Annotated in this window: 22 protein-coding genes; 9 read left to right on the forward strand and 13 right to left on the reverse strand. The window is 66.4% G+C overall.

Annotation, left to right across the window (positions count from 1 at the left end):
• Positions 1–5: 5 nt before the first annotated feature.
• Together QRN11_RS08675 and QRN11_RS08680 are read right to left on the reverse strand one after the other, a co-directional pair.
• Positions 6–629: a DedA family protein gene (locus QRN11_RS08675; protein WP_285250653.1), complete on the reverse strand. Its 624-nt coding sequence runs from the start codon at positions 627–629 to the stop codon at positions 6–8.
• Between the two features lie 78 nt (positions 630–707).
• Positions 708–1,685 (reverse strand): RluA family pseudouridine synthase, encoded by a 978-nt coding sequence (locus QRN11_RS08680; protein WP_285250691.1) that lies wholly within the window; start codon positions 1,683–1,685, stop codon positions 708–710.
• 99 nt (positions 1,686–1,784) lie between these two features.
• Between QRN11_RS08680 and QRN11_RS08685 the strand changes: the two genes are divergently transcribed.
• Together QRN11_RS08685 and QRN11_RS08690 are read left to right on the forward strand one after the other, a co-directional pair.
• On the forward strand, positions 1,785–2,456 hold the full coding sequence (locus tag QRN11_RS08685) for a winged helix-turn-helix domain-containing protein (protein ID WP_285250654.1): 672 nt from the start codon (positions 1,785–1,787) through the stop codon (positions 2,454–2,456).
• On the forward strand, positions 2,449–3,141 hold the full coding sequence (locus tag QRN11_RS08690) for an SRPBCC family protein (protein WP_285250655.1): 693 nt from the start codon (positions 2,449–2,451) through the stop codon (positions 3,139–3,141). The genes QRN11_RS08685 and QRN11_RS08690 overlap by 8 nt, the downstream gene beginning before the upstream one ends.
• Positions 3,142–3,288: 147 nt before the next feature.
• On the opposite strand, the gene QRN11_RS08695 is transcribed toward QRN11_RS08690, so the two are convergent.
• Positions 3,289–3,864, reverse strand: a complete 576-nt coding sequence (locus QRN11_RS08695; protein ID WP_285250656.1) for a TetR-like C-terminal domain-containing protein — start codon at positions 3,862–3,864, stop codon at positions 3,289–3,291.
• Positions 3,865–3,941: 77 nt separating this feature from the next.
• On the opposite strand from QRN11_RS08695, the gene QRN11_RS08700 reads away from it, so the two are divergent.
• On the forward strand, positions 3,942–4,448 hold the full coding sequence (locus QRN11_RS08700) for a DUF4188 domain-containing protein (RefSeq protein ID WP_285250657.1): 507 nt from the start codon (positions 3,942–3,944) through the stop codon (positions 4,446–4,448).
• Here QRN11_RS08700 and yczR read toward each other — a convergent pair.
• A complete protein-coding gene (gene yczR, locus QRN11_RS08705) occupies positions 4,438–5,988 on the reverse strand; it encodes a MocR-like transcription factor YczR (protein ID WP_285250692.1) in 1,551 nt (516 codons plus the stop codon). The genes QRN11_RS08700 and yczR overlap by 11 nt on opposite strands.
• 58 nt (positions 5,989–6,046) lie before the next feature.
• Between yczR and yczE the strand changes: the two genes are divergently transcribed.
• A complete protein-coding gene (gene yczE / locus QRN11_RS08710) occupies positions 6,047–6,697 on the forward strand; it encodes a membrane protein YczE (RefSeq protein WP_285250658.1) in 651 nt (216 codons plus the stop codon).
• Here the strand turns inward: yczE and QRN11_RS08715 are convergent.
• From QRN11_RS08715 to QRN11_RS08725, 3 genes are all read right to left on the reverse strand, one after another.
• Positions 6,694–7,524: an Fpg/Nei family DNA glycosylase gene (locus tag QRN11_RS08715; protein ID WP_285250659.1), complete on the reverse strand. Its 831-nt coding sequence runs from the start codon at positions 7,522–7,524 to the stop codon at positions 6,694–6,696. The two genes, yczE and QRN11_RS08715, sit on opposite strands and share 4 nt — an antisense overlap.
• Entirely contained in the window at positions 7,517–12,538 is a 5,022-nt protein-coding gene (locus QRN11_RS08720; RefSeq protein WP_285250660.1) for a DNA glycosylase AlkZ-like family protein, read from the reverse strand. The genes QRN11_RS08715 and QRN11_RS08720 overlap by 8 nt, the downstream gene beginning before the upstream one ends.
• Before the next feature lie 86 nt (positions 12,539–12,624).
• Positions 12,625–14,175, reverse strand: coding sequence for an FAD-dependent oxidoreductase (locus QRN11_RS08725; protein ID WP_285250661.1), 1,551 nt, complete (start codon positions 14,173–14,175; stop codon positions 12,625–12,627).
• A gap of 182 nt (positions 14,176–14,357) precedes the next feature.
• On the opposite strand from QRN11_RS08725, the gene QRN11_RS08730 reads away from it, so the two are divergent.
• The gene (locus tag QRN11_RS08730; RefSeq protein ID WP_502686308.1) at positions 14,358–14,828 is read left to right on the forward strand and encodes a DUF4383 domain-containing protein; all 471 of its coding nucleotides are present in this window, start codon (positions 14,358–14,360) and stop codon (positions 14,826–14,828) included.
• Between the two features lie 128 nt (positions 14,829–14,956).
• On the opposite strand, the gene QRN11_RS08735 is transcribed toward QRN11_RS08730, so the two are convergent.
• From QRN11_RS08735 to QRN11_RS08755, 5 genes are all read right to left on the reverse strand, one after another.
• Positions 14,957–15,601, reverse strand: a complete 645-nt coding sequence (locus QRN11_RS08735; protein WP_285250662.1) for a DUF4232 domain-containing protein — start codon at positions 15,599–15,601, stop codon at positions 14,957–14,959.
• A gap of 103 nt (positions 15,602–15,704) precedes the next feature.
• Positions 15,705–16,460 carry a YcnI family copper-binding membrane protein gene (locus tag QRN11_RS08740; RefSeq protein WP_285250663.1) on the reverse strand — a complete coding sequence of 252 codons (756 nt, stop codon included), beginning with the start codon at positions 16,458–16,460 and terminating at the stop codon, positions 15,705–15,707.
• Between the two features lie 96 nt (positions 16,461–16,556).
• Positions 16,557–17,180: a hypothetical protein gene (locus QRN11_RS08745; protein WP_285250664.1), complete on the reverse strand. Its 624-nt coding sequence runs from the start codon at positions 17,178–17,180 to the stop codon at positions 16,557–16,559.
• A gap of 165 nt (positions 17,181–17,345) precedes the next feature.
• On the reverse strand, positions 17,346–18,407 hold the full coding sequence (locus QRN11_RS08750; RefSeq protein WP_285250665.1) for an NAD(P)H-dependent flavin oxidoreductase: 1,062 nt from the start codon (positions 18,405–18,407) through the stop codon (positions 17,346–17,348).
• Positions 18,408–18,477: 70 nt separating this feature from the next.
• Positions 18,478–18,687, reverse strand: a complete 210-nt coding sequence (locus QRN11_RS08755; protein ID WP_285250666.1) for a hypothetical protein — start codon at positions 18,685–18,687, stop codon at positions 18,478–18,480.
• A 238-nt stretch (positions 18,688–18,925) separates the two neighbouring features.
• On the opposite strand from QRN11_RS08755, the gene QRN11_RS08760 reads away from it, so the two are divergent.
• On the forward strand, positions 18,926–19,270 hold the full coding sequence (locus tag QRN11_RS08760) for a hypothetical protein (RefSeq protein WP_091422354.1): 345 nt from the start codon (positions 18,926–18,928) through the stop codon (positions 19,268–19,270).
• An 84-nt stretch (positions 19,271–19,354) separates the two neighbouring features.
• Here QRN11_RS08760 and QRN11_RS08765 read toward each other — a convergent pair whose 3' ends face one another.
• A complete protein-coding gene (locus tag QRN11_RS08765; RefSeq protein WP_285250667.1) occupies positions 19,355–20,398 on the reverse strand; it encodes a LacI family DNA-binding transcriptional regulator in 1,044 nt (347 codons plus the stop codon).
• A 211-nt stretch (positions 20,399–20,609) separates the two neighbouring features.
• Between QRN11_RS08765 and QRN11_RS08770 the strand changes: the two genes are divergently transcribed.
• Genes QRN11_RS08770 through QRN11_RS08780 form a run of 3 tightly spaced genes read left to right on the forward strand, consistent with a single transcriptional unit; the run spans position 20,610 to position 23,908 of the window.
• On the forward strand, positions 20,610–21,968 hold the full coding sequence (locus QRN11_RS08770; RefSeq protein ID WP_285250668.1) for an ABC transporter substrate-binding protein: 1,359 nt from the start codon (positions 20,610–20,612) through the stop codon (positions 21,966–21,968).
• A gap of 6 nt (positions 21,969–21,974) precedes the next feature.
• A complete protein-coding gene (locus QRN11_RS08775) occupies positions 21,975–22,988 on the forward strand; it encodes a carbohydrate ABC transporter permease (RefSeq protein ID WP_285250669.1) in 1,014 nt (337 codons plus the stop codon).
• Positions 22,985–23,908: a carbohydrate ABC transporter permease gene (locus tag QRN11_RS08780; protein WP_285250670.1), complete on the forward strand. Its 924-nt coding sequence runs from the start codon at positions 22,985–22,987 to the stop codon at positions 23,906–23,908. Before QRN11_RS08775 ends, QRN11_RS08780 begins: the two co-directional genes overlap by 4 nt.

The raw sequence follows: 23,908 nt of genomic DNA on the forward strand, positions 1-23,908 counted from the left end.
AACCGCTACGGCAGGGGCGGCTCGGGTTCTTCGACGACGGGGGACCGGTTGCCGCGGCGCCGCGTAACAATAATTCCGACGACGACGCCGATCACCAGCCCCAGCGCCACCCCGATCAGGGAGCTGGCCCAGAACGGCAGGCCGGTGGCCGATCCGGTGAAGTAGCCCAGGCCCACCAGCCAGCATGCCCAGAACACGGCGCCGAGTCCGGCGCACAGGCTGAAGCCGCGGACGGAAACGTTGGCGATCCCGGCGGCAGCCGAGGTGGCCAGCCGTCCGCCGGGAATGAACCTGGCTCCGATAATGGCGCCGTAGGTGGAAGATCGCCCGGCCTTGGCCAGGGCTTCGTGGATCCCGGAATGGACGCGGCGGCCCCATCTCCAGCGGTCAAGGACGTGGCTCAGCCGGCGCCGGAACAGCTGGAACACCACCATGTCGCCCAGCCAGGAGGCCAGGGCAGACAGTGCGACCACCAGGAACACGTTGGCCCGGCCGTCGGCGGACAGCGCTCCGCCGGTGATCACCACCATTTCGGACGGGATGGGCGGGAAGATGGCGTCGCCCAGCACGACGGGGATGATCCAGAAATAGATGGCCGCCCCCCAGCTGTCAGCGCTGCCAAAGTCCATGGCCACAAGGTACCGCAGATTGGTCCTGCCGGGACCACAGTTAACCACAGCGGTGCGTCCACTGGGCCTTTCCGCAGGTCAGGCGCCCGCGGCCTCGCTGAGCTGCAGGCCGCTGCGGTACTCCACCGGTTTCCCGGACATCGGGTCCACAAACCGGATGCCCCGGGCCAGGAGCTGCAGGGGTTTGGTGTAGTCGTCCGGAGCTTTGTCCAGCAGGTCCGGGTAGAAGGCATCGTTGATGATGCCCAGCCCGAGCGAGGCCATGTGCACCCGCAGCTGGTGGGTCTTGCCGGTGTGCGGCTCCAGCCGGTACAGCGCGCGGCGGGGGTTATCAACCGGCCCGGCAGTGCCGGTGCCCGCGGCACGCGCTGCAGGGCCGACGTCGAACGTTGCCAGCTGCTCAATCCGCGTCTCCGCGTTGGGCTCGCCCTCGATCACTTCGGCGAGCAGGTAGCTGCGCGACTTGGTCATCCGGTTGCGTACCACCACGGGAAATTCGACGCCCGGGTACCCCTCCGCAGGCTCGGCTGCGGACACGCACTCGTATTCCTTCTGGACTTGGCGCTTCTCAAAAAGCACCTGGTACTTGCCCCGGGTGTCCGGGTTGGTGGAGAACAGCAGCACGCCTGCGGTCATGCGGTCCAGCCGGTGCATGGGAATCAGGTCCGGAAGAGCCAGTTGGTTGCGCAGCCGCACCAGGGCGGATTCCTGGATGTAGGTCCCGCCGGGGGTGGTGGGCAGGAAGTGCGGTTTGTCCACCACCAGGAGGTGTTCGTCCTGGTGCAGGATGGACAGCTCCACGGGGATGCGGGTCTCGGGCGGCAGGGTCCGGTAGTACCAGATGAAGGTGTGGTCCGTCAGGGGAGTACCCCGGTCCAGGGGAACGCCGCCCTCGCCGACAATCTCGCCGGCGTCGAACCTGTCTTCGATGCCCTGCGGATCGATGTGGCCCCAGCGGTGCATCATGTAGTCCATCGCGGTGTCCCAGGGCCCCTCACCGGGCAGGCGCAGGCGGGTCGCGTTCACGCCTTCGCGTACGGGGAGGGGGGATTGCATCACCGGACAATTCTACGTGGCGCGGCCCAATCATCGATCAGGCAACCGATAATAAAAAAGTTCTTGACAATAAAAGTTGTCGGTAGACACACTTGAAGCATGTTGGACATAGCAGTTATCGAGGACCCGGCTGCGGCAGAAGCTTCCCTGGATCCTGTGCGCACGCGGATCCTGCACGAGCTGTCCCATCCTGGGTCGGCAACGCAGATCGCGGTCAAGGTGGGGCTGCCCCGGCAGAAGGTCAACTACCACCTCAAGGCCCTCGAACGGCATGGCCTGGTGGAGCTGGTGGAGGAGCGTCGGAAGGGCAACGTGACCGAGCGGGTGCTTCAGGCCACCGCGGCCTCCTACCTGATTTCACCGCAGGCCCTGTCCTCGGTATCGCCGGATCCGCACCGGTTCTCAGACCGCTTCTCCGCCTTCTGGCTGCTGGCACTTGCCGGCCGGATGGTCCAGGAGATGGGCAAGCTGATCGCCGGCGCCGCCGCTGCCCGGCAAAAGCTGGCCACCTTCGCCATTGACGGCGAGATTACCTTCCGGACCGCAGCTGACCGCGCCGCCTTCGCAGAGGAGCTTGGCGTGGCGGTCACGCGGCTGGTGGACAAGTATCACGACGGCGGCGCCCGGCCAGGTGCCGGGGCGTCAGGCGGCAGGCGGCACCGGCTGGTGGTGGCACTGCATCCCGTCCTCAAGGCAACCACCCTAAAGACAACCAAGGAGACCCCGGAAAGCCCGGAAATCCCTACAGCAAAGGAGCAGGACAATGACTGACAAGCGCGAATTCGAAATCGTCTACGACACCGAGCTGCCCGGCACGCCGGAGCGGGTGTGGGAGGCGGTCACTGCCGGGACGCCGGCCTGGATGTTCCCCACGGACCAGTGGCCGGACGTCAAAACGGTCCAGGAATACCCGACCCACCTCGTGTCCCGGATGGACGGCCCGGACGGCTGGTTCAACCAGCTCGAGCACGTTTTGGAGCCCCTCGAGGGCGGCCGCGCCCGCCTCCACTACGTGCACAGCGGCATCTTCGGGGACAACTGGGACGGGCAGTACGACGGCGCCTCACGCCACACCGAGTTCTACCTGCACACCCTGGGCGAGTACCTGCAGTACTTCGACGGCCGCCCCGTGGTCTTCACGGATATCCAGGCGCCCGCGGAGTCGCAGGCTGCCGACGGTTTTGCCCAGCTGCGCCGGGCCCTGGGCGTGGAGTCCTCCGCCGCGGGGTCGGGCGTGGAGCTGGAGCTCGACGGCGTGGGCCGGCTGAGCGGCGAAGTGGACTTCTCCAACGAGCACTTCCTGGGGATCCGCACCTCGGACGCGCTCTACCGGTTCTTCGGCCGCAACGCCTTTGGTGCGCCGGTGGGAATGACCGTCCACGATTTCAGCGGGGCCGGCGACACTGAAACCACTGCCAAGGCCTGGGGCAACTTCCTGGAGAAGGTGTACGCCTAAACGGTTCTGGCGCGGCAGCGGCGCGTCTTGTACGGGCAGCGACGCGCAAATCAGATCGACTCGCAAAATACCTGGCGCGATGGTATATCCGCCGCGCCAGGTATTTTGCGTGTCGCGGACGAACAAGCCCCTCGGAAAGCAGTGCCGTCAGGCGGCCCAGCCACGGGCCATCGCGTCCAAGGCGGAGTTGTAGGCGGCGGCCCAGTCGGCGCCGGGCGGGCCAACCTGCGCCAGTTCCAGGCTCACCAGGCCGTGCACCTGGCCCCAGATGGCGAAAGCCACTACTTCCACAGGTTCAGCCCGCAGGGCGCCCGCCGCCTGGGCCGAAGCCACCGCTTCCATCAGGGGATCCATGGCCCCTGCTGAAACTTCAGGGCTCGGCTGGCAATCCACGTACGCGGCCAGTGCCCCGCCGAACATCAGCCGGTACAGCGCCGGGTGCTCAAGCGCCCACGCCCGGTAGGCAACGCCGAGGCCCTGCAGCCCCGCCGGGGCCGCGGCCACCTGGGAGTCCCGGAAGGACCCGAACCCGTGGTCCACCACGGCCGTGAGGAGCTGGGATTTCCCACCAAACAGCGAGTAGACGGCGGTGGTGGACGTCCGTGCGGTTGCTGCCACATCGCGCAGCGTCACCTTGGCGGGCCCGTCACGGTCCACCAGTTCAGCGGTGACAGCGAGCAGTTCCTGCCGCAGGGAATCGTTATGGATCACAGGTCTTGCCATGGGTCCCATTGTTTCATAACCTTGTTTCGTAACGTCGTTACAAAACAAGGTTATGAAACAAGCCCAAGGAGCCTGCCATGGCGCAGAGTGTTTTTCCGGGTCGGTACACCGCCGATCCAAGCCGGGACTCAGTGACGGTCTTCCTGATCGGTATGCGGGCCAACCGGTGGTGGAAGCTGGGAACAATCGGCAAGGTGGCGGGCGCCATGCCCCGCATGCTCCAGCATCTGGCCGCGGATCCGGCGTCCGGGATGCTGGGGTACCAGCAGTGGTTCGGCAGGACCACCATGCTGCTTAGCTACTGGGAGAGCCCGGAACACCTGCGGCAATTCGCCGCCGACAGGGAATCGCCGCACCTTGAACCCTGGCGCCGGTTCATGAAGGAGACTGCCGGAAGCGGTGATGTCGGCGTGTGGCACGAGACCTACCAGGTGCCTGTTGCCGGAATTGAAGTCATTTACAACGGGATGCCGCTCTTTGGCCTGGCCAAAGCGACGGCCCATGTTCCGGTGGGAGCCGGGACCAATACTGCCAAGCAACGCATGGGCCGGTTTGGCAGGCATCCGGGACCGGTCAGGCAATAGCCAGGTCGGGGGCCTTCTTGAGGCTCCGACGCAGCTGCGGGGCGGCGTCGAGCCGGTCCTGGGCTGACCGCAGTGCCAGGACTGCGGTTTCCAGCTTCCCGGGCGGAAGCGTGAACGGTACCCGGAGGTAGCGCTCGAAGGCGCCCCCGATCCCGAACCGCGGTCCGGCGGCCAGCCGGATGCCAAAGTCGGGAGCGATCACCGTCAGGGCGGTGCTGATGGGGGCGGGAAGTTTGCACCAGGCGGACAGTCCGCCCGAGGGGTAGAGCGTTTCCCACTCCGGCAAGTGTCCGGATAGGAGCTCCAGCAGGGCCGCCCGGTTCTCCCGGAGGGCGGCGAGCCGTGCCGGTAATGGTTCGTCCATGGCCCGGACCAGGTGGGCCGCCGCCAGCTGTTCCATCACCGGGCCGCCGAGGTCCAGGGAGGTCCGCGCCGCCGCGAACCTCTGGATCATGTCCCGCGAGGCCCTGATCCATCCCGTGCGCAGGCCGCCCCAGTGCGACTTGCTGAGTGTTCCGATGGTGACCACCGCCGGACTGAAAGCTGCAACGGGCGTGGTGGCTGCGCCGTCGAGATTCAGCTCCCGCAGGGTCTCATCCACTACCAGGGTGGTCCCGGCGGCCGCGGCAGCTTTGACCAGCTGGCGGCGCTGGAGGTCCGGCATCAGCTGGCCGGTGGGGTTGTGGAAATCGGGCACCACATACGCCAGCCTGGGCCGCTGCTGCGCCAGCGCCGCCTGGAGTCCGTGCATGTCCCAGGCAACCGTGGCCCTTCCCTCGGGTTTGCCGGCGATGGGCGCTGCGAAGGCTACCGGAACGGCACGGCACCCCGCTGCGCGGATGGCGTCCAGCGCGTTCGGATAGCTCGGGTGTTCCACCAGCACCCGGTCATGGCGGCCTGCCAGCGCGCGAAGCACTATGTTCAGGGCGTGCTGCGCTCCGGAGGTCACCAGGACCTGGTCCGCGGCAGTAGGGACACCGGCGGCCGTGTAACGTGCTGCCACCGCTTCCCGCAGGGGCAACAGGCCCATGGCGTCATAGCCGAAGCCCGGGAGCAGGGCGGGCAGTTCGGTCAGCGCTGCTGCGAACGCCCGATGGACCAGCTCGCCGCTGGCCGGCAAGGATGAATATGCCAGGTCGATCAGTCCTGGCGGTGCTGCCAGGCCGGGTGCGGCGAGTCCCGGCGCCAGTCCGGCGGCAGCAAGTCCGCCCGAATCGGGAGTATTCGGCAGGGGCCCCCTGGACATTGTGGTGCCGGCCGTCGCCGCGCGCGGAATCCTGGTCCGGCTCCTGCTGCCCTGCCCGCTGCTGAGGAATCCCTGGTCGCGGAGCAGGCCGTAGGCCGCCGTGACGGTGGTCCGGCTGACGGCCAGGGCTTCGGCGAGGGCTCGCTCGCTGGGCAGTGCCGTATCCAGCGCCACTCTTCCGTCCAGCACTAGAAGGCGTACGACGTCGGCCAGCTCGCGGTAGGCGGGCGCGGCGCCGAGGTTCCACGCGCCCAGGAGGCGGGCAAGGGCGGAGGCGGTCAGGGAAGACATCAGGCCAGTATCTCAGACTGGCTATGTATTTCAAGGCCAGTTGCTTGACAGTGTTAAGGGCATGTTGACCCGCAGACTCCTCCAGCTCTTTATTGGCCTCGCCATGTACGGCATTTCCCTTGCCATGTTCATCCGCGCCGGCCTTGGCCTCGACCCGTGGGACGTCTTCCACCAGGGCGTGGCGGGCAGGACGGGTCTTAGCATCGGGGCGGTGGTCATCATCGTGAGCTTCCTGGTGTTGCTGCTGTGGATTCCACTGCGCCAGTGGCCGGGGTTCGGCACGCTGTGCAATGCGGTTCTGGTGGGTGTCTTTGCAGACATCGGGCTCGCGGTGATTCCCGCCTTCTCCCACCTGGGCGGCCAGATCGGTATGCTCGCAGGCGCCGTCCTGCTCAATGCAATCGCCTCTGCCTGCTACATCGGCGCGCGGTTCGGTCCCGGTGCCCGTGACGGCCTGATGACCGGGCTGGCCCGGCGGACGGGCTGGTCGGTGAGGGTGTCCCGGACGTTGATCGAAGTTGTGGTTCTCGCTGCCGGCTGGTTCCTCGGTGGCTCGGTGGGGGTGGGCACTGTTGTCTACGCCCTTGCCATCGGTCCGCTGGTCCAGTTCCTGCTGCCGGTGTTTATGGTGCCTGCGGCGCTGCCGGCCCAGCCCGACCCACAGGAGGGCGTAGCCGCTGCCGCCGCAGCGGATGCCTCAGCGCCGCGCTAGGCTGGCGCCGGCTGGCAGCGCGGGCAGAAGTAGATGTCCCGTTCCTCCTCGCCGTTGGGTTTGCCGAGGGTGCCGCGCCGCACGGGGGTCCCGCATTTGAGGCAGGGCCGGTGCTCCCGGCCGTAGACCCAGTACCCCGGCCGCCCCGCCATCCTGCCCACCGGCATCCCTTTGGGGTTGAGGATGGTGACGCGCCGGCCGGGACCGAGGTTGACCTCGAGCAGCTGCTTCGCGTCGGTCATCAGGGTCCGGACGTCCTCCACGGCGGATACGGGTGCCGCCGGATGCACTCCGGACAGGAAACACGTTTCGCAGCGGTAGATGTTGCCTATGCCGGCGAGGTTGCGCTGGTCGAGCAGCGCCACTCCGATGGGGACGTCCGGAGCTGCCCGGACCCGGCGCTCTGCTTCGTCGAGGTCCCAGTCCGGGCCCAGCAGGTCCGGGCCGAGAAAACCGACAATGGAGTCTTCGTCTGCGGTGGCCACCACTTCGACGATCCCCAGCGAGAACCCGACGGCGTCCGCCACCGGGGTGCGCAGCACGCACCTGGCGGTGTAGCCCGGTTTCCGCCACTTGCCGCCGGGCGGGTAGACCTGCCAGGCGCCTTCCATTTTCAGGTGTGAGTGGATGGTGAGCTTTTTGTCCTCCGGGCTTACCACCCGCATGAGCAAGTGCTTGCCGCGGGGGACTACCTCGGCCACGGTCCAGCCGGCGAGGTTCAGGGTGGCGAAGCGGGGTACCCGGAAGTCAGAACTGATCAGCTTTTGCCCTGCCAGGGCCTGATGCAGCTGGTTGGCGGCGCGCCAGACGGAATCCCCCTCAGGCACGGATCCTCAGCCCCTTGGGTGTGGAGTAGGCCCCGGCCGCGCTGAGCGCGGCTGCAACGGGAGTATCCAGGATGTCGTGTCCGTTGACTTTCTCCATAATCAGCTTGTCCACGGCGCCGCGGGTCACCACCCCCACCAGTGCCGCGCCGGCCGCGGCAAGGATGTTTTCGTCGTCGCTGAAGGCGAGCAGCGTTTTGCCGCCCCGTTCCACGTACAGGACCAGCGCCCCGTCCACGAGCACCACCAGGGCGCCGGCCTTGCGTCCGGGACGGTGGCCGGTTCCGGCTTCGTCATGCTGGGCGGGCCAGGGGAGAGCCGCACCGTAAGGGTTGGCAGGATCGGTGGCGGCCAGGGCGAGGGCAACAGGTTCCGGCTTGGCGAGCTGGGTGTCCTCCGAATAGGAACGCAGCCGGTCCACGGTTGCGGGAACAGCGAACTGCGCCGCGCCGAGGTGTTCGATGAAGTAGCCGCGGCGGCACCGGCCGGCCTCCTCCAGCCGGGCAAGGACCTTGTACATCAGGCCGAATCCGCCCAGGATCTGTTCGGCCATCACCGAACCGCGGGTCACCACGCCGTAGCGGTCCAGCAGGAGCTCTGCGGTGGCGCGGGCGTGGATGGTGGCGTCCAGTTCGGGCTGCGGAAGGGCTGACCAGCGGCCCGCCGCCATGGGAGGGGTGGCTGCTGCCGTTGAGGACGCGCCATAGCGGCCGCTGCCCAGGCCGGCAGAACCCATTAACCCGGTGCCGTGTGAACGCCCCAGCCGGCTGAGACGGGGGGCCCGGGCACGGGGTGCGCGGGCTACCTGCCGGTGGGCGGTGTGGCCCCCGGCGATCAGTGCCCGCACCGGTGCAAAGGTGTCGCCGGTGATGCGGCCCGCCCATGCCAGATCCCACAGGGCGGTGACCACTTCCTGGTCGGTCAGGACGGAGTCCATGCCGCCGGCCACGTCTGTCAGCTGCCGGAAGAAGTAGCCGCCGCCGTTGTTGCGCAGGTGCTCCAGGAGCCGCAGCTGGGCGTCCCCGGGTTCGTAGTCGATGGCCGGGTTCAGGGTCAGTTCCGCCGAGTCGGCCAGGTGCAGGCTGATCCAGCCGTCATTTCCGGGCAAGGCTCCTGCCCCGGACCAGAGCACCTCGCCGGCGGCCATGAGCTCGTCGAGCATGGCGGGCTGGTAGTTGGATACCCGGCTGGCCAGGATGAGCGGCTCCCAGGCCGAGGCCGGAACAGGAACTCCAGAGAGCTGGTCGATGGCCGTGACGATGCCGTCCAGTCCCCGCAACGACGGCTGACCGCGGCCGCCGCCCGGGGTCCGGACGTGCTGCCAGGCCGGAAGGAACCGGCCGTAGGCGGACGCGTCCACCGGTTCCACCTCCGCGCGCAATGCTGCCAGCGACCGCCGCCGCAGCCTGCGGAGCACCTCAGCATCACACCACTCGCTGACGGGGGTGCGATTTTGTGTCTCGGGGTGCTGAGTCTCGGGGTGCTGCCCATCAGCGGCTGGTGCATCCAGGGCGGCCGGTACGTCGGGTGCCGCAGTTCCACCGCCGTGGGGCCGGAATTCGCCTTCCACCACCCGGCCGTCGGCGGCGAGGCGTTTCAGGGCAGTGCTGACCACGGCCACACCCAGGCCCAAGCGGGCTGCCGCTTCGTCCGCCGTAAAAGGTCCGTGCGTCCGGGCGTACCGGGAGACGAGGTCACCCAAAGGATCCGCCACGGGTTCAATGAACGCGAGCGGAACCCCCATGGGCAGGGGCACGCCGATGGCATCCCGGAGGCGGGCGGCATCCTCCACCGCGGCAAACCGTTCCACGCCGCCAATGTTCACCTTGATGGCGCGGTTGGCGCGCTGCAGGGCGACCAGGTGGGTGGTGGCTGTTTCCGTGCTGGCGTGGGCTGTGTCGGTTTGGGCAGGCTCGGTTTCGACAGGCTCAACCACCGGGGAGTCGGCAGGCTCGGTTTCGACAGGCTCAACCACCGCGGCCGGTTCCAGCCGGGCGGCAGCTTCCTCCGGCGCCAGCGGTCCAAGGAGCCGCAGCAGGTCCGCCACACCTTCGAGCCCGCGGGCCCGGCGGTCCGGCGCCAGGCGCTGCAACTCCCGCTCGGTGGCGTCGATTACCTTCGCGTCCAACAACTCCCGCAGTTCGACGCGGCCCAGCAGTTCGTTCAGCAGTGTGGAGTCCAGGGCCAGTGCTGCAGCCCGCCGCTCCGCGAGCGGCGAATCGCCCTCGTACAGGAACTGGGCAACGTATCCGAACAGGAGTGACTTTGCGAACGGTGACGGCTGGGTGGTGGTGGTCTGCACGATGCGCAGCTCACGCCGCTCCACGGACGCCGTGATGTCTTTCAGCGCGGGAAGATCGTAAACATCCTGCAGGCATTCGCGCACCGTTTCCAGGACGATGGGGAACGTAGGGTACTTCCGGGCCACATCCAGCAGCTGGGCGGACCGCTGCCGCTGCTGCCACAGCGGTTGCCGCTTGCCGGGAGTCTGCCGCGGCAGCAACAGGGCCCGCGCAGCACATTCACGGAAGCGCGAAGCGAAAAGTGCGCTGCCGCCAACTTCTGCGGTGACGATCTGTTCCAGTTCGTCGGGATCGAACAGGAACAGCTCGGCGCCGGGCGGCTCGTCCTCCATCATGGGCACCCGCAGCACGATCCCGTCGTCGGCTGCCATGGCCGACCCGTCCAGGCCATACCTCTGGTGCAGCCGCTGGCCCACCGCCAAAGCCCACGGCGCGTGGACGGGCATGCCGAAGGGACTGTGCAGGATCACCCGCCAGTCGCCCAGTTCGTCGTGGAACCGCTCCACCACCAGGGTGGTGTCGTTGGGGACCACCTCGGTGGCCTGTTTCTGTTCGCCCAGGTACTGGATGAGGTTGTTGGCGGCGAAGTCGTCCAGGCCGCTGGCCTTGCAGCGTTCGGTGGCGGGCCCGACGTCGGACGCTGACAGTTCGCGGACGAAGGCGCCCAGGGCGCGGCCGAGGTCCACGGGGCGGCCGAGGGAGTCGCCCTTCCAGAAGGGCAGCTTCCCGGGCTGGCCGAACGCGGGGGAGACCAGGACGCGGTCGTGCGTGATGTCCTCGATTTTCCAGCTGGTGGCACCGAGCGCGAAGATGTCGCCAACGCGGGATTCGTAGACCATCTCCTCATCCAGTTCCCCTACCCGCCGGCCGCCTTTGGGCGCAGGCGCGGGCTTGCCGTCCGTTGCGGGGGAGGCTGTTCCCTCCACCTCGGTGCCGATGATGTAGACGCCGAAGAGGCCGCGGTCCGGGATGGTGCCGCCGGACGTGACCGCCAGGCGCTGGGCCCCTGGCCTGCCTTCGATGGTGCCGGCGTTGCGGTCCCAGATGATCCTCGGGCGCAGCTCGGCAAACTCATCGGACGGGTAGCGGCCGGCCAGCAGGTCCAGTGTTGCTTCGAACGCGGACCTCGGAAGGGACGCAAAGGGGGCTGACCGGCGGACGGTGGCAAACCATTCTTCAACGTCGATGCTGCCCAGCGCCGTGGCGGCCACGGTTTGTTGGGCAAGGATGTCCAGGGGGTTGGCGGGGATGCTGAGGCGCTCGATCTTTCCGCTCAGCATCCGTTCCACGGTGATTGCCGTATGCACCAGGTCTGCCCGGTGCTTCGGGAAGAGGACGCCTTGGGAAACCTCGCCCACCTGGTGGCCGGCCCGGCCCACCCGCTGCAGTCCGCTGGCCACGGAAGGCGGCGATTCCACCTGCACCACCAGGTCCACGGCACCCATGTCGATGCCCAGTTCCAGGGATGACGTGGCCACCACGCAGCGCAGCCGGCCGGACTTGAGGTCGTCCTCGATCAAGGCACGCTGGTCTTTTGAAACGGAGCCGTGGTGGGCGCGCGCCAGCACCGGGTCCGATCCGGCCGAGCTTCCTGCCTGCGCCATCATGTGCGCCGGAGTGGCCGTGGACGCGGGAACGCCGGCCTGCTGCGGCTCGGGATCGTCCCAGCCGCCCCCGGCCGATACCAGCTGCCGTTCGGCGTAGATCTCGTTGAGCCGCGCCGTGAGCCGTTCGGACAGGCGGCGGGAGTTGGCAAAAACGATGGTGGACTGGTTGGCCAGCACCAGGTCGACAATTTTTTCCTCCACATGCGGCCAGATGGACGCCTGCGGCTGCAGTCCGGACGCCGGGCCGGAATCGAAGGCGCCGGCGGCACCCTGGAGGTCTGACATGTCCTCGACAGGGACGGAAACGGTGAGGTCCCAGTTCTTCTTCGCCGGCGGGGCAACGATTTCCACGGGTGCGGTCCCGGCCAGGAACTGGGCCACCAGTTCCCGCGGCTCAACGGTGGCGGAGAGCCCGATCCGCTGTGCCGGTTTGGGCAACAGGGCATCCAGCCGTTCCAGTGAGACGGCCAGGTGCGCGCCGCGCTTGGTTCCGGCCACGGCGTGGACCTCATCGATGATGATGGTGTCCACTTCGGTGAGGGTTTCGCGGGCCCGCGACGTGAGCATCAGGAACAGCGATTCCGGCGTGGTGATCAGAATGTCCGGCGGGTTGCTCAGCAACGCGCGCCGGTCCGCCGTGGTGGTGTCGCCGGAACGGACGCCCACGGTGATCAGCGGGGCGGGCAGCCCGAGCCGCTTGGCGGTCTGGGTGATGCCGATGAGCGGCGAGCGAAGGTTCCGCTCCACATCCACGCCGAGTGCTTTCAAGGGTGAGATGTACAGGACACGGGTCTTGCGTTTTGGCGCCCGGGGACGCCGTCCCTTTGCCGGTGCCTCCAGTGCCGGTACGGGGCTTTCCGGCAGTACGGAACCAGACACCAGGAGCCGGTCCAGAGCCCAGAGGAACGCGGCCAGGGTTTTCCCGGAGCCAGTGGGCGCGACTACCAGCGCATGCGAGCCGGAGGAGATGGCCTGCCACGCACCGTCCTGGGCAGGGGTTGGCTCCGAAAAGGCGCCAAGGAACCACTCCCGGGTGGGCCTGCTGAACTGCGCCATGGGCGTACCGGAGGCGGAGGCGTCCGGCGTCGAGCCCTGTTCCTGCTGCATGCTCCCATCATGCCCTAACCCACTGACAGCCCACCCGGCGTCTGACCTGCCCGGATCATGCGGCTGTCCCGGAGGTGCGCGGCTGCTCAAGCCTTCCCTGCAGGGGGAAGATTCCGGGTGGCCGGGCCCTCCAGGAGCTCTCCCTCATTGCTGAAGCGGGAGCCGTGGAGCGGGCAGTCCCACGTCCGCTCGCTGTCGTTCCAGTGCACAATGCCGCCCAGGTGGGTGCAGACAGCGGACAACTTGCAGGTGGTTCCGTCCACGGTGGAGACGGCAACCGGGCGGGTGCCCTCACGGTACACCTGCCCCTGGCCCTCGTCCGGGACCACAGGGGCGGGAGCCGGGGGCAGCTGGTCCTTGTCCTTTTTGAGGACCTTCCCACCTTCCGTTTTCAGCCCTTCGGCGGCAAGCTGCCCCCAGCCGGAGGCCAGCTTGGCTGCCACCCCGGCGTTGAGGGAAACCGCCGAGAGTGCTCCGGACGGTGACGTGATCCGGTGGTGGATGGTGTTGGCCCACGGCACATGCCCGCCGAGGATGTCGGCAGCAATCCCCAAAGACGCCGCCACGGCGTTGGTCATGCCCCACTTGTTGTAGCCGGTGCCGAAGTACACGTGGCCTTTGCCCCGCGGCAGCTTGCCAAAGAAAGGCATCAGGTTCACGGCCATGTAGTCCTGCGCCGACCACGTCTGCGTCACCTGCGAGCCGGGATACTGCTGCGCGGCCCAGTCCAGGAGGCTCCCGAGGTGGTGTTTTTCCGATCTCGCCCGCCCTACATGGTGCCCGTGCCCGCCCACCAGCAGCAGCCTGCGGCCGTCCCTCTCGTAGTCCCGCAACGAGTGGGTTGGCTGTTCCACCGAGATGTACATTCCCGGGGGCGGCGCCTGGTCCTCCTGCAGCTGCAGTGCTGCCGCGTAGGAGCGGCTGGGCTTGAGCTTGGCGAAGTACAGCCCGCGGTCCAGCACGGGAATCCCGGTGGCCAGCACCACTTCGTTGGCCGTGACGGTCCCATGGTCGGTGTGGACGGTGGCCGGGCGGCCGCCAGTGACGTCCTGCAGCCGGACGCCGCCCACCACTGACCCGCCGCGCCCGCGGATGTCCGCCACCAGCGCGTCCAGCACGTCGACGGGGTGGATCTGCGCCTGGTCCGCGAGGCGGATGGCGCCGTGCACCGGGAACGGCAGGCCGGCGTCGCGCACGTATTCCATGTCCAGGCCCGCTGTCGTGGCGGCGCTGACCTCCTCGCGGAGTTTTTCCGTCCCCTGCGCGGACGCCGCATAAGTGTAGGCATCCCGGATCTGGTAGGGCACGTTCTGCTCATCGAGGTACCGCAGGAGCCAGGCCTGGCCCTCCCGGTTGCCGTCCACGTACGCCTGCACCTGCTTTTGCGAGTACTGGCGGGACAGTTGGGACAGGAAAGTGCCCTGCAGCAGGGTGACCTTGGCCGTGGTGTTCCCGGTAGTCACGGCACCGGGAAACCGTGCTTCCAACACCAGGACGTTCTGCCCGGAACGAGCCAGCAGGAGCGCGGTCACAAGGCCGGTCAGTCCGGCCCCTGCCACCACGGTGTCGTAACTGCTTCCGGGCTCGAACGGATCCGATGCGAATGCTTCCCGGCCGTCCAACCAAATCGACGTCATCCCTGTTCAGCCTGCCTTTGGTCCGGGCCCTGGCGGGCCTTTTGTGATGGGTCTGTTACCGGCCCTGATCTATGCGTGGCGTAGGTGATAAGTATACTTATGATGTCGGTGTTTAAGTCTATGGTCAGGCGCAACCCGGCAGCCATGATGTAAACGGAAACGACAAAACAGCAGGAGTGATCATGACAAGTATGAGTTCGAACGGTCGCACCGTGGGCCGTACTAATATCCAGAAAGCGACCCTTGCGGTGGGCGCAGTGTTCCTCCTGGTGGGCATCCTGGGGTTCATCCCGGGCATCACCAGCAACTACGAATCCCTGGGTTTCGCCGGCCATGACTCTGAAGCCCTGCTGCTGGGCATTTTCCAGGTGTCGATTCTTCACAACATCGTCCACCTGCTGTTTGGGGTCGCCGGGATCGCCTTGGCCCGGAATGCTGCACAGTCGAGGAACTACCTGATCGTTGGCGGCGCCATTTACCTGGTTCTCTGGCTTTACGGCCTGCTGATCGGACATGACACGCCGGCGAACTTCGTCCCGCTGAACACCGCCGACAACTGGCTGCACTTTGTCCTGGGCGTCGGCATGATCGGGCTGGGCGTGGCGCTGTCCCGCGGCACCGCGCGTGCCGGCCGAACCACCACCGCCCACTAGGAAGACCTCCACTAGGAAGACCTCCACTAGGAAGACCCGCGACCCAAACCAGGCTGAAGGCGGTCCGGCACATGCCGGACCGCCTGCAGTTCTCTGTGCTGAGGGCTCTCGCCTTGTGTTTCGGGGACCTAAGCCGGCTGGAACGCTCCGATGGTGAGCAGCGTAATCTCCGCGTTGCTGCAGGCCCTGGTGGGCTGGGGCAGGAAGAGCGACGCCGTATCTTCCGGCGGATAGATCCGGTAGCCGGCGGCGTCCACCATGGCGCAGTCGGGATAATTGCCGGCCTGGGTGTAGCGCAGGACGGCCGAGCCTGTCTGGCCGGGTGCCAGCAGGACGTCGGTGGGTGCGGTGGCCTCGTCGCGGATGGCCGGCGCACCGATGGGGGCGCCGGCTGCGTCGGCGGTCAGGGATACGCCGGCAAAACCCCGGAGCAGGCAGGGCTCGGAACCGGTGTTGGTGAGGTTGAGCTTCATGTAGACGCTGCCCGCAGCCCCGCCGCCGGACGCGTCCGTGGCTGCAGAGAGCCCGGCGGCCTTGCAGAGCGCCGGTCCTGCGGGGGGAGCGGTAGCCGGAGCAGTTGTGGACGGCGGGTCCGACGGCGTCCCGGACGCGGTGGGCGACGCGGATGTCGCGCCGGGGCTGGCAGAGCTGGTGCCCGGGGTGGGGGTGGTTGATGATTGCGGCTGGCTGGGGCCGCACCCGCTGAGCAGCAGTGCGGCGGCCGCTGCCGCCGTCGTGATGGCAAGCCCGTGTGAAATTCGCTGAGACCTCATGGCACCACCTTCGCGGCAGTGGTGGGCCGCGTCAACGATGCGGCGAGGTGGCGCGGCAATTTGATGCCCGGATCGTGATGATCCGGGCACCAACGCCCTTGCCCTACTTGGCCGCCGGGTCCGCGGAGGTCTTGCTCCTGGCGCCGCTGCGGAAGAATGCAACGCCGCCGAGAACCAGGCCGCCGATGCCCGCGGCCAGGCCCGCCCAGCTCCGGGCATCGGCCCCGCTGTCCGTCACCAGGGCTTCCTCGGTGGAGGCGGCGCTGGAGTGCGAATCCGAGGCAGTGGCGGCTTCGCTGTGTGCTGCGCCCGCTGCCGGGGTGACCGTAATCGAGGGCGCCGGCGCCTTCAGGGCGTGCGGGTCCTGGCCGTCTTTCGCGATCTCCGACCAGTCCGTCTGCCCGGTTTCGCAGCTCTGGAGGGTGGGGAAGTACAGCGTGCTGCCGGCAGCGTCAGGTAGCTTCACGGAGAGCACCAGGGCATCCCGGAGCTCGTGGGCCAGGGGCGCTTTGGCGGTGTAGACAATCTGGCTGGTCCGCTTGGTAATGGAGGTGCCGTCGGGCAGCTTCTTCGGCTCGGCGAGTTGTTCGGTGACCTTTTCCACGGTCCAGTTGGGATTGACCGTGGGCTGGGCATCGTTGAGTTCCTGCGGCAGCGTGATGGCCACTTTGGTGGTGCTTGAGGTGTCGCAGCCGTGCGGGATTCCGAAGGTGAGCAGGGCGTACGAGTTGGCATCGGTCTTGTCCGGCGTCACGCCGACGTGGGCCGAGGCCCCGCCTGCTACGGCGAGCAGCAGGGCTGCAGCGCCTCCGGTGGCGGCGGCTGTTTGCAGGGTGCGGCGAAGTGCTGAGGTGTTCATGGTGTTGCCTTTCCGGCGCGCCGTCCCGTCAGGAACAGGAATAGGAGCAAGGCGCGCAAAAGTATGGGTGCCGCCGGCGGGAGTGCGGGGGCGGTTCTAGCGGGAAAGTACGACGGCGGGCGGCGGGCCGCGCCGGCTGTCTTGACGCAGGTTCCGCCAGGGTGGCCGTGGCGCGGCAGCGGTGGGAAAGGAAGCGAAAGCCGGTGGAACGGCGTCGGGAGCCACCGCGTGGGGGAGGGCCGCCAGGGGCCGCAGCCAGGCCGCGAGTGCCCACAGGGCCTCCTCGCCCTTTGCCAGCAGGAGCGCGCAAACGAGCGTTGCCACGGCGTGCGCGGCAAGCATCAGGGGCCCGGACGCAGGTTCCGCGGCATGGGCGTGGCCCAACGCCGCGGGAAGTACATCCGCGCCGGCGAGGTGTCCGGCGTGAAGGGTGGGTGCTCCCGCCGCCGCGGCGCCCGGAGTACCAAAGGCAGTAAACACTTCGTGCAGCGCCAGCTGTCCGCCGCCCAACAGTCCGGCCATGGCTGGAAACCCCAACCTCAGGCGGGTGGCTGTGGTGCTGCCGAGCGTGATCAGTGCCAGCACCGCCAGCAGGATGGCCGGGGCCGGCAGTTCCCCGCCGCCGGCAAGGTGGGCGCCGGAGGCAAGCGTCAGGATGACAGTGGCCAGCGCGGATGTCCGGAGGAAGTGGAAGGGCGCGCGCGGGCGGTGTGTTCGCACGGATCATCCCTTCCCGGTGCCGGAACCAGGCGCGGGCAGGCGGCGCCGGTCAGATATCGTTCAGATTCTATCGGTGATTCGGTGTCCGGCTGATGGTGGATGGGGCACGCGGTCCGGGAACAGCATCTGGCTGCAACCTAAGGCGGCCGGCCGGCCCGCTCAGGCTCAGGCCAGCAGTTCGGCGAGGACCTCTGCTGCGGTGTGGTGCCGGAGCAGCGGCGCCGACTGGCCGGCCCACAGGGACATCAGGTCCGTGTTTCCCTGGGCGGCGGCCTGCGGACGGAACCGCCCCGTCAGCCAGTTCTGCACCGGGAAAGGGGCCACTTCGCCGGTTTCTTCAAGCTCAGCAATGATCCGGTTGGGAATGCCGCGGGCCAGCCGGCCGCTGAGGGCGCGGGTCAACACAGTGTGTGAAGCGGCGGGGCTGTGCAGGACCTCCCGGTAGGCGGGCACGGCGGCGGATTCGCGGGTGGCCAGGAAGGCCGTTCCCACCTGCACGGCATCAGCGCCCAGTGCCATGGCGGCAGCGAAACCGCGGCGGTCCGCGATGCCGCCCGCCGCGATGACCGGAACGGACACGGCGTCGGCCACCTGCGGGACCAGCGCAAACGTACCCACCAGCGATTCTTCGGCGGGCTTCAGGAAGGACACCCGGTGGCCGCCGGCCTCCATCCCGGTGGCCACCACCGCATCAACACCTCCTGCCTCCAGCGCCACCGCCTCGGCGGCGGTGGTAGCGGTGCCCACCACCTTGATGCCGCGGCGGTGCGCCTCCTCCACGACGTTGGGGCCAGGAACACCAAAGACAAAACTGACGACGGCGGGACGCGCCTCGAGTGCGGCCTCCACCTGCTCGCCGTGATCCGGCATGTACCGGTCCGGCATCTCAGGGTACGGAAGGCCGAGCTCGTCAAAGTAGGGTTTCAGCGTGGCGGTGTAGCGTTCGAAATCTTCGGTCGGGAGGGCGTCGATTTCGCTTCCGGTAGGCACCCAAAGATTCAAGGCGAACGGCTTGGCTGTCGCCTCCCGAAGTTGGGCTGCGGTCTTATGGATGGCAGCGGCGTCGTACCCGTAGAGCCCGAACGAACCCAGCCCGCCGCCCTCGCTCACTGCGGCGGTGAGCGCCACTGAGGAGACACCGCCGAAGGGGCCAAGCACCACCGGAACGTCGATGCCCAGGAGGCTGGTGAAGCGGTTGGAACTCTCGGCTGGGTGATGCGCGGTCATGGCAGCTCCTGGTGGTTCTACTGAGGCGTTGGACCCAGTCTTGCAGCTTGCGGCATTGCGCCCAAGCCCGTCAGGAGGCGGTGATTGCGAGCTCGTAGCCGTCGGAGATGTGGAAAAGGCGGCGGCCTCCCACGGGGGTTCTGACCCACACCACGTCTCCGTCGGCAGTGCGGTCATCCACCAGGCCTGCGTAGGCTGCCCGGCCGTTCCTGCTCAGTTCCACGGGGTCGCCCACTTGTACGTCTTCCCAGAGGCCGGGACCTTTGACGCGATTCGTCATCGAAGCCACGCTGCTTTCTTTGGTTGAGGATTTGGGGAACGGGTAATGCCGGCCCTCCTCCATCAAACCGGGCCGGTGGGGCCGTGTTCAATGGAGGACTGGCCACGCAGGACGGCGCAGGTTTGTGCACCGCACCAACACGTTGCCGGCGGGATGTGCCGGGGCAGGGAGGTGTACCGGGCGATCGGGGCGAGGCTAGACTGCAGGCGTAGATGCCCGCCCGACCTGAGGAGTAGTTATGGAATACACCGGAAGCCAGTCGGAAAAGGTTGTTCCCGCTGGTGAACTTGGCCGCAGCCATATCGGCCAGACCATCAGCTTCCAGCCCAACGAGTTCACGGTGGTTTTTGGCAAGCTTGCCGGAATCGCCCGCACCGAGGCCATGGTTTACCTGTCCCTGACCGGGGTGGGAAACGGCACGCACCTGAAGGACGAATACGACCTGCCGCTCAACCATGATGTCTATGTGCCGGTGGACGTTATCTCCAACGCCGAGTCCACCATCAAGGACCTGTTCGGCAAGGTCCAGGAGAACCTGCGCGGGGCAACCCACAAGGGCGACGACAAGACGGACCGGCTCTAGCAGCAGTCATTCCCGGGGAGCCCCGGCGGCAGCGCCGCCGGGGCTTTCTGCTTAGTGCCTACGATCTTGATTGTCCCGTCAGGCCTACGCCGGCGCAGGACCCGTGGAGGCGCGGATGGTCAGGTGCGTAGGCATAACCGCCAGCTGGCGGCTGGAGCGGCCGGGAACAGGATTCAGCTGGGAAAGAAGCATGGAGACAGCCACCCGCCCTGCCTGTTCGATGGGGCTGGCGATGGTGGTTAGCGGCGGGTTGCAGAAATCAGCGCCGAAAATGTCATCCGACCCAACGATGCTCATGTCCTCAGGCACGCGGATTCCGCGCTCGCGAAGCCTTTGGAGCATTCCAATCGCCAGGAGGTCGTTGAATACGATGCATGCGGTGGCGCCGGTTCGTGCCGCCGCATCCGCCGCCGCCGCGCCCGATGTTGTCTTGGGAGTAAATGGGCCGATGTGATGGACTTCCAGGCCGCGTTTGGATGACTCCTCCTCGAAGACATTCCAGCGTGCCCGGTTGGACCAGGAGGTGGACGGACCGCTGACGTAGCAAACGCGGTGATGACCCAACGAAGCCAGGTGCTCCAGGGCCTGTACAACGGCGGACGGGGTGTCAATAACAACTGTGGGAGTGCTGGCTGATGCCCGGTTGATGGTTACCACCGGCTGGATCCCGGAAACCTCGGCCAGTTGCGTGTCCGTCAAGCGGGAGGCCGCGAGGATGAAGCCGTCTGCGGACCGTCGCATCTTGTGCAGTGCCTCAAGTTCCATCTCGCTGGACTCTTCTGTGTCCACAAGGAGCTGTGTGTATCCCGCGGCCTTGAGTTGGTGCTGGGTGCCGCGAATGATGTCGAAGTAGAACGGGTTGGTAATGTCCGGCACGAGGACGGCGACGGCGTTGGTGCGGCCCGAGCTGAGGCCCTGCGCCTGTGAGCTGGGCACGTAGTTCAGCTGTGCTGCTGCTGCTTCAATCCGTTCCCGGGTATGGCGGTTCACCCGTTCCGGCTTGGAGAGCGCGCGGGAAACCGTTGATGTGGCTACTCCTGCCAGCAGGGCGACGTCGCGGATGGTTGGCATGCGTTCCGGAACCGCACTCCCTTCTCTCGGCTCGCCCCCTGATCCGGGTGTAACCATGGCCATTCCTTTCGCGCCGGGCAGCCCGGCCGATGAAACAAGAGATCGACGTCCATAGGGAGGACGTGACTTCATCAAAACATCTTTTGGCAACTTTTGGCAACCGCTTGCCGCAACTGTTGCCCTCTTCCTAGACTGAATTTCGAATCGCCTGCAGGGATGTCCGCCACTAGACGTTGTGGCCATGCGGGTTTCCAAAGAGGAGAAAACAATGAGGTTTAGATCATCTTCCGGGCTCGCGGCAATCGTTACGGCTGCGGCATTGGCTTTGACCGGTTGCGGCGGCGGCTCAGGGTCCACTGACACCTCCACCAGCGCCGACGGAAAAGTGGACGGAACGGGCAAAACCCTGAACGTCCTGGTGAACGTTCTGAGCCAGTATCCGGAACAGCAGAAGCAGTGGCAGGCCGACATCGCGGCAAAATTCAAGGCTGAAACCGGAGCCGACGTAAAGTTTGAAACTTTCGCCTCCGCCAACGATGAGCTCACCCGTATCCAGACCTCGGTTGTCTCGGGGCAGGGCCCGGACGTCTACAGCCTCGGTACCACCTTCACTCCTACCGCCTATGCCACGAAAGCTTTCGTCACCCTTTCGGACGATGACTGGAAGAAGGTGGGTGGCAAGGACCGCTTCAATCCCGCCACGCTGGGTATCTCCGGCCCCGATGCGGACCACCAGGCCGGCATTCCCTTCGTCAGCCGCCCGTTCGTAATGGCCTACAACAAGGACCTTCTGGCAGCCGCCGGAATCGACAAGCCCGCCACCAGCTGGGATGAGCTCGCGGAGCAGGCAAAGAAGATGACCAAAGACGGCACCTTCGGCATCGCCACCGGCTACAAGGACAACTTCGACCCCTGGAAGTTCATCTGGGCGATGTCCGTCCAGGCCGGCAACCCCTTAGTGGACGGCAACAAGTTCAAGTTGGACGATCCCACGGTCAAGAAGGCCTACCAGACGTACTTTGGCTGGCTCACAGAAGACAAAGTGGTTGACCCCGCATCAGTAGGCTGGAGCAACAGCAATGCCGTGGCAGCCTTTGCCAGCGGCAAGGCGGGCTACCTCATGATGACCACTTCCAGCTCGATACCAACGCTGGATAAATCGGAGATCGCCGGAAAATACGAGTACGCCCTGATGCCGACCATCGCGCCGGGCGAGACGAAGTCCAAGTCCGACGGTGATGCCGCAAGCATCCTCTCGGGGGACAACATCGTGGTGGCCGATTACTCAAAGCAGAAGGACCTCGCCTTCGCCTACATTAAGCTGATCACCTCCAAAGATGAACAGCTGAACTACCAGAAAATTTTCGGCGACCTGCCCGCGAACGCTGAGGCCCTGGCCAGCCTGACCGACCCCAAGCTCAAGCCGCTCGCTGACGCTGCCGCCAAGTCCAAGGCAACCCCCTTCACCGGCGCTTGGGGCGACATGCAGCTCGGCCTCCTCAACGTCACCGTGCAGTCCGTTCCGGACCTTGCCGCAGGCAAGGTGGACGAGGCGGCCCTCGAATCGAGAATCAAGGACTCCCAGAGCAAGGGCCAGGCTTCCCTGGACCGGGCCTCCAAGGGATAACTTCTGATGTCAACCGACGCCTCCAACGAAGTCCGGCTTGCGGCGGAGTCCGCCGCAAGCCGGGCGGCACACTCTGCCGCTGATGCTTCCAGCCAAGAGCCCAGCGGGCCGAGCAGCCCGCGCCGCAAGGGCCTGAGCGAACGTAACCGGCCGCTCTGGATGCTTATCCCCGGCGGGGTGCTGATGATCATTATCATCGTCGTGCCCCTCCTGCTGGGCATCTTCATGTCCGCCCTCAACCTGGACCAGTACACGCTGCGGAAATGGGTCTCCGCGCCGTTCATCGGAGTCGAAAACTTCGTTGAGGCAATGACCAGTTCTCCGCTTCTGCACTCTGTCTGGCTGAGTGTCAGCTACTCACTGCTCGCTATGGTGGTGACGCTGCCGCTTGGCATCGCTGCCGCCGTAGCAACCCAGAACGCCTTCAAAGGACGCGCCGTCATCAGGTCAATCTTCCTGATTCCGTATGTCCTGCCTTCCTTCGTAGTGGCCACGGTATGGCGCACCATGCTCCAGCCGGACGGCATCGTGGACAAGGCCCTCGGAACGGTGGGGATTGACGTCGGCCTGTGGCTGAACGGACCACAGACGTTCTGGACGCTGGTGCTGGTGCAGATCTGGGCATCGTGGCCGTTCATCTACTTGCTGGCGCTCTCAGGACTGCAGGCTGTGGACCATGAGGTGCACGAGGCTTCGGCACTTGATGGCGCCCTGTGGTGGAACAAGCTCAGGTACGTGGTGTTCCCGTACCTGAAGGGCCCACTGTCGCTCGCCTTCCTGATTGGCATGCTGCACCACATCAACAACTTCACGCTTCCCTTTGTCCTGTTCGGTGTCCCGGCGCCGGCTGATGTGGAAGTCCTTCCCATCCTCACCTACGTCACCAGTTTCCAGAGCTTCCGGTTCGGGCTGAGCGCGGCGATGGCCTTTATCTCCCTGGTATTGATCGCCATCCCGCTGTTCGTCTACCTCCGGGCCGTCAAGCTCGACGACGCCGAGTCACCTGGAGCCAAGAAATGAGCACCTCCACTGCCACCCGGCGGAGTCCGGGCACCACGGACATTCCGCGTCCAGGTTCAAAGCGCCAGCACGAAGTCCTGCGGTTGCTCCCGGGCCCCTTGCTCACGATCATCCTCGTGTTCCTCGGAGCCTTGGTGCTGATCCCCGTGCTTTACATCTTCCTGGCATCGGTGAACTCGGATATCGGCGTGGCGAACGGCGAATTCTGGCCCTCCAGCTTCAGCCTCGATAACTATTCGAAGATCTGGACCAGCGTGGGACTGGCAACGGGACTTGCCAACAGCGTGCTGGTTGCAGGAGCAACAGCTGTTGTCTCGGCGGCTTTGTCGGTTTCGACCGCATTCGTCCTGGTCCGCTACAGCTTCCGGGGCCGCCTGACCATCCTCCGCGGGCTTCTTGCACTCCAGTCAGTGCCGGGCACCCTGATGGTGCTTCCCGTGTTCGTGCTGTTCTCCTCGGCCTCAACATATTTGGGCATCCAGGTCATCGGAACCCAGTGGGGACTGTTCGTCACGTACCTGACGTTCGCCATGCCGTTCTCCACGTGGGTCATGGTCACCTACCTGCGCGGGCTTCCCAAGGAACTTGAGGAAGCGGCCAAGATCGACGGCGCCAGCAATCTCGGTGTCCTGTTCAAGATCATCCTGCCCCTGAGTTGGCCCGGGATTGTGGTTTCCGGAATTTTCGCTTTCCTGCTCGGCTGGAACGATGTCCTGTTCGCATCCGTGATGACCAGGCCGGAAAGCCAAACGGCCGCCGTAGCACTCCAGATCTTCGGTGCGTCGCAGGAGGGCGGCGCCATCCCGTTCTATGGCCAGATGATGGCGGCGGCACTCGTATGCGCCGCTCCAGTGGTCATTCTCTACCTGATTTTCCAGCGTTATCTAGTTGGCGGGCTCACCGCCGGAGGAGTTAAGTAA

The organism is Pseudarthrobacter sp. fls2-241-R2A-168 (assembly GCF_030209335.1).
Classification (GTDB): Bacteria; Actinomycetota; Actinomycetes; order Actinomycetales; family Micrococcaceae; genus Arthrobacter.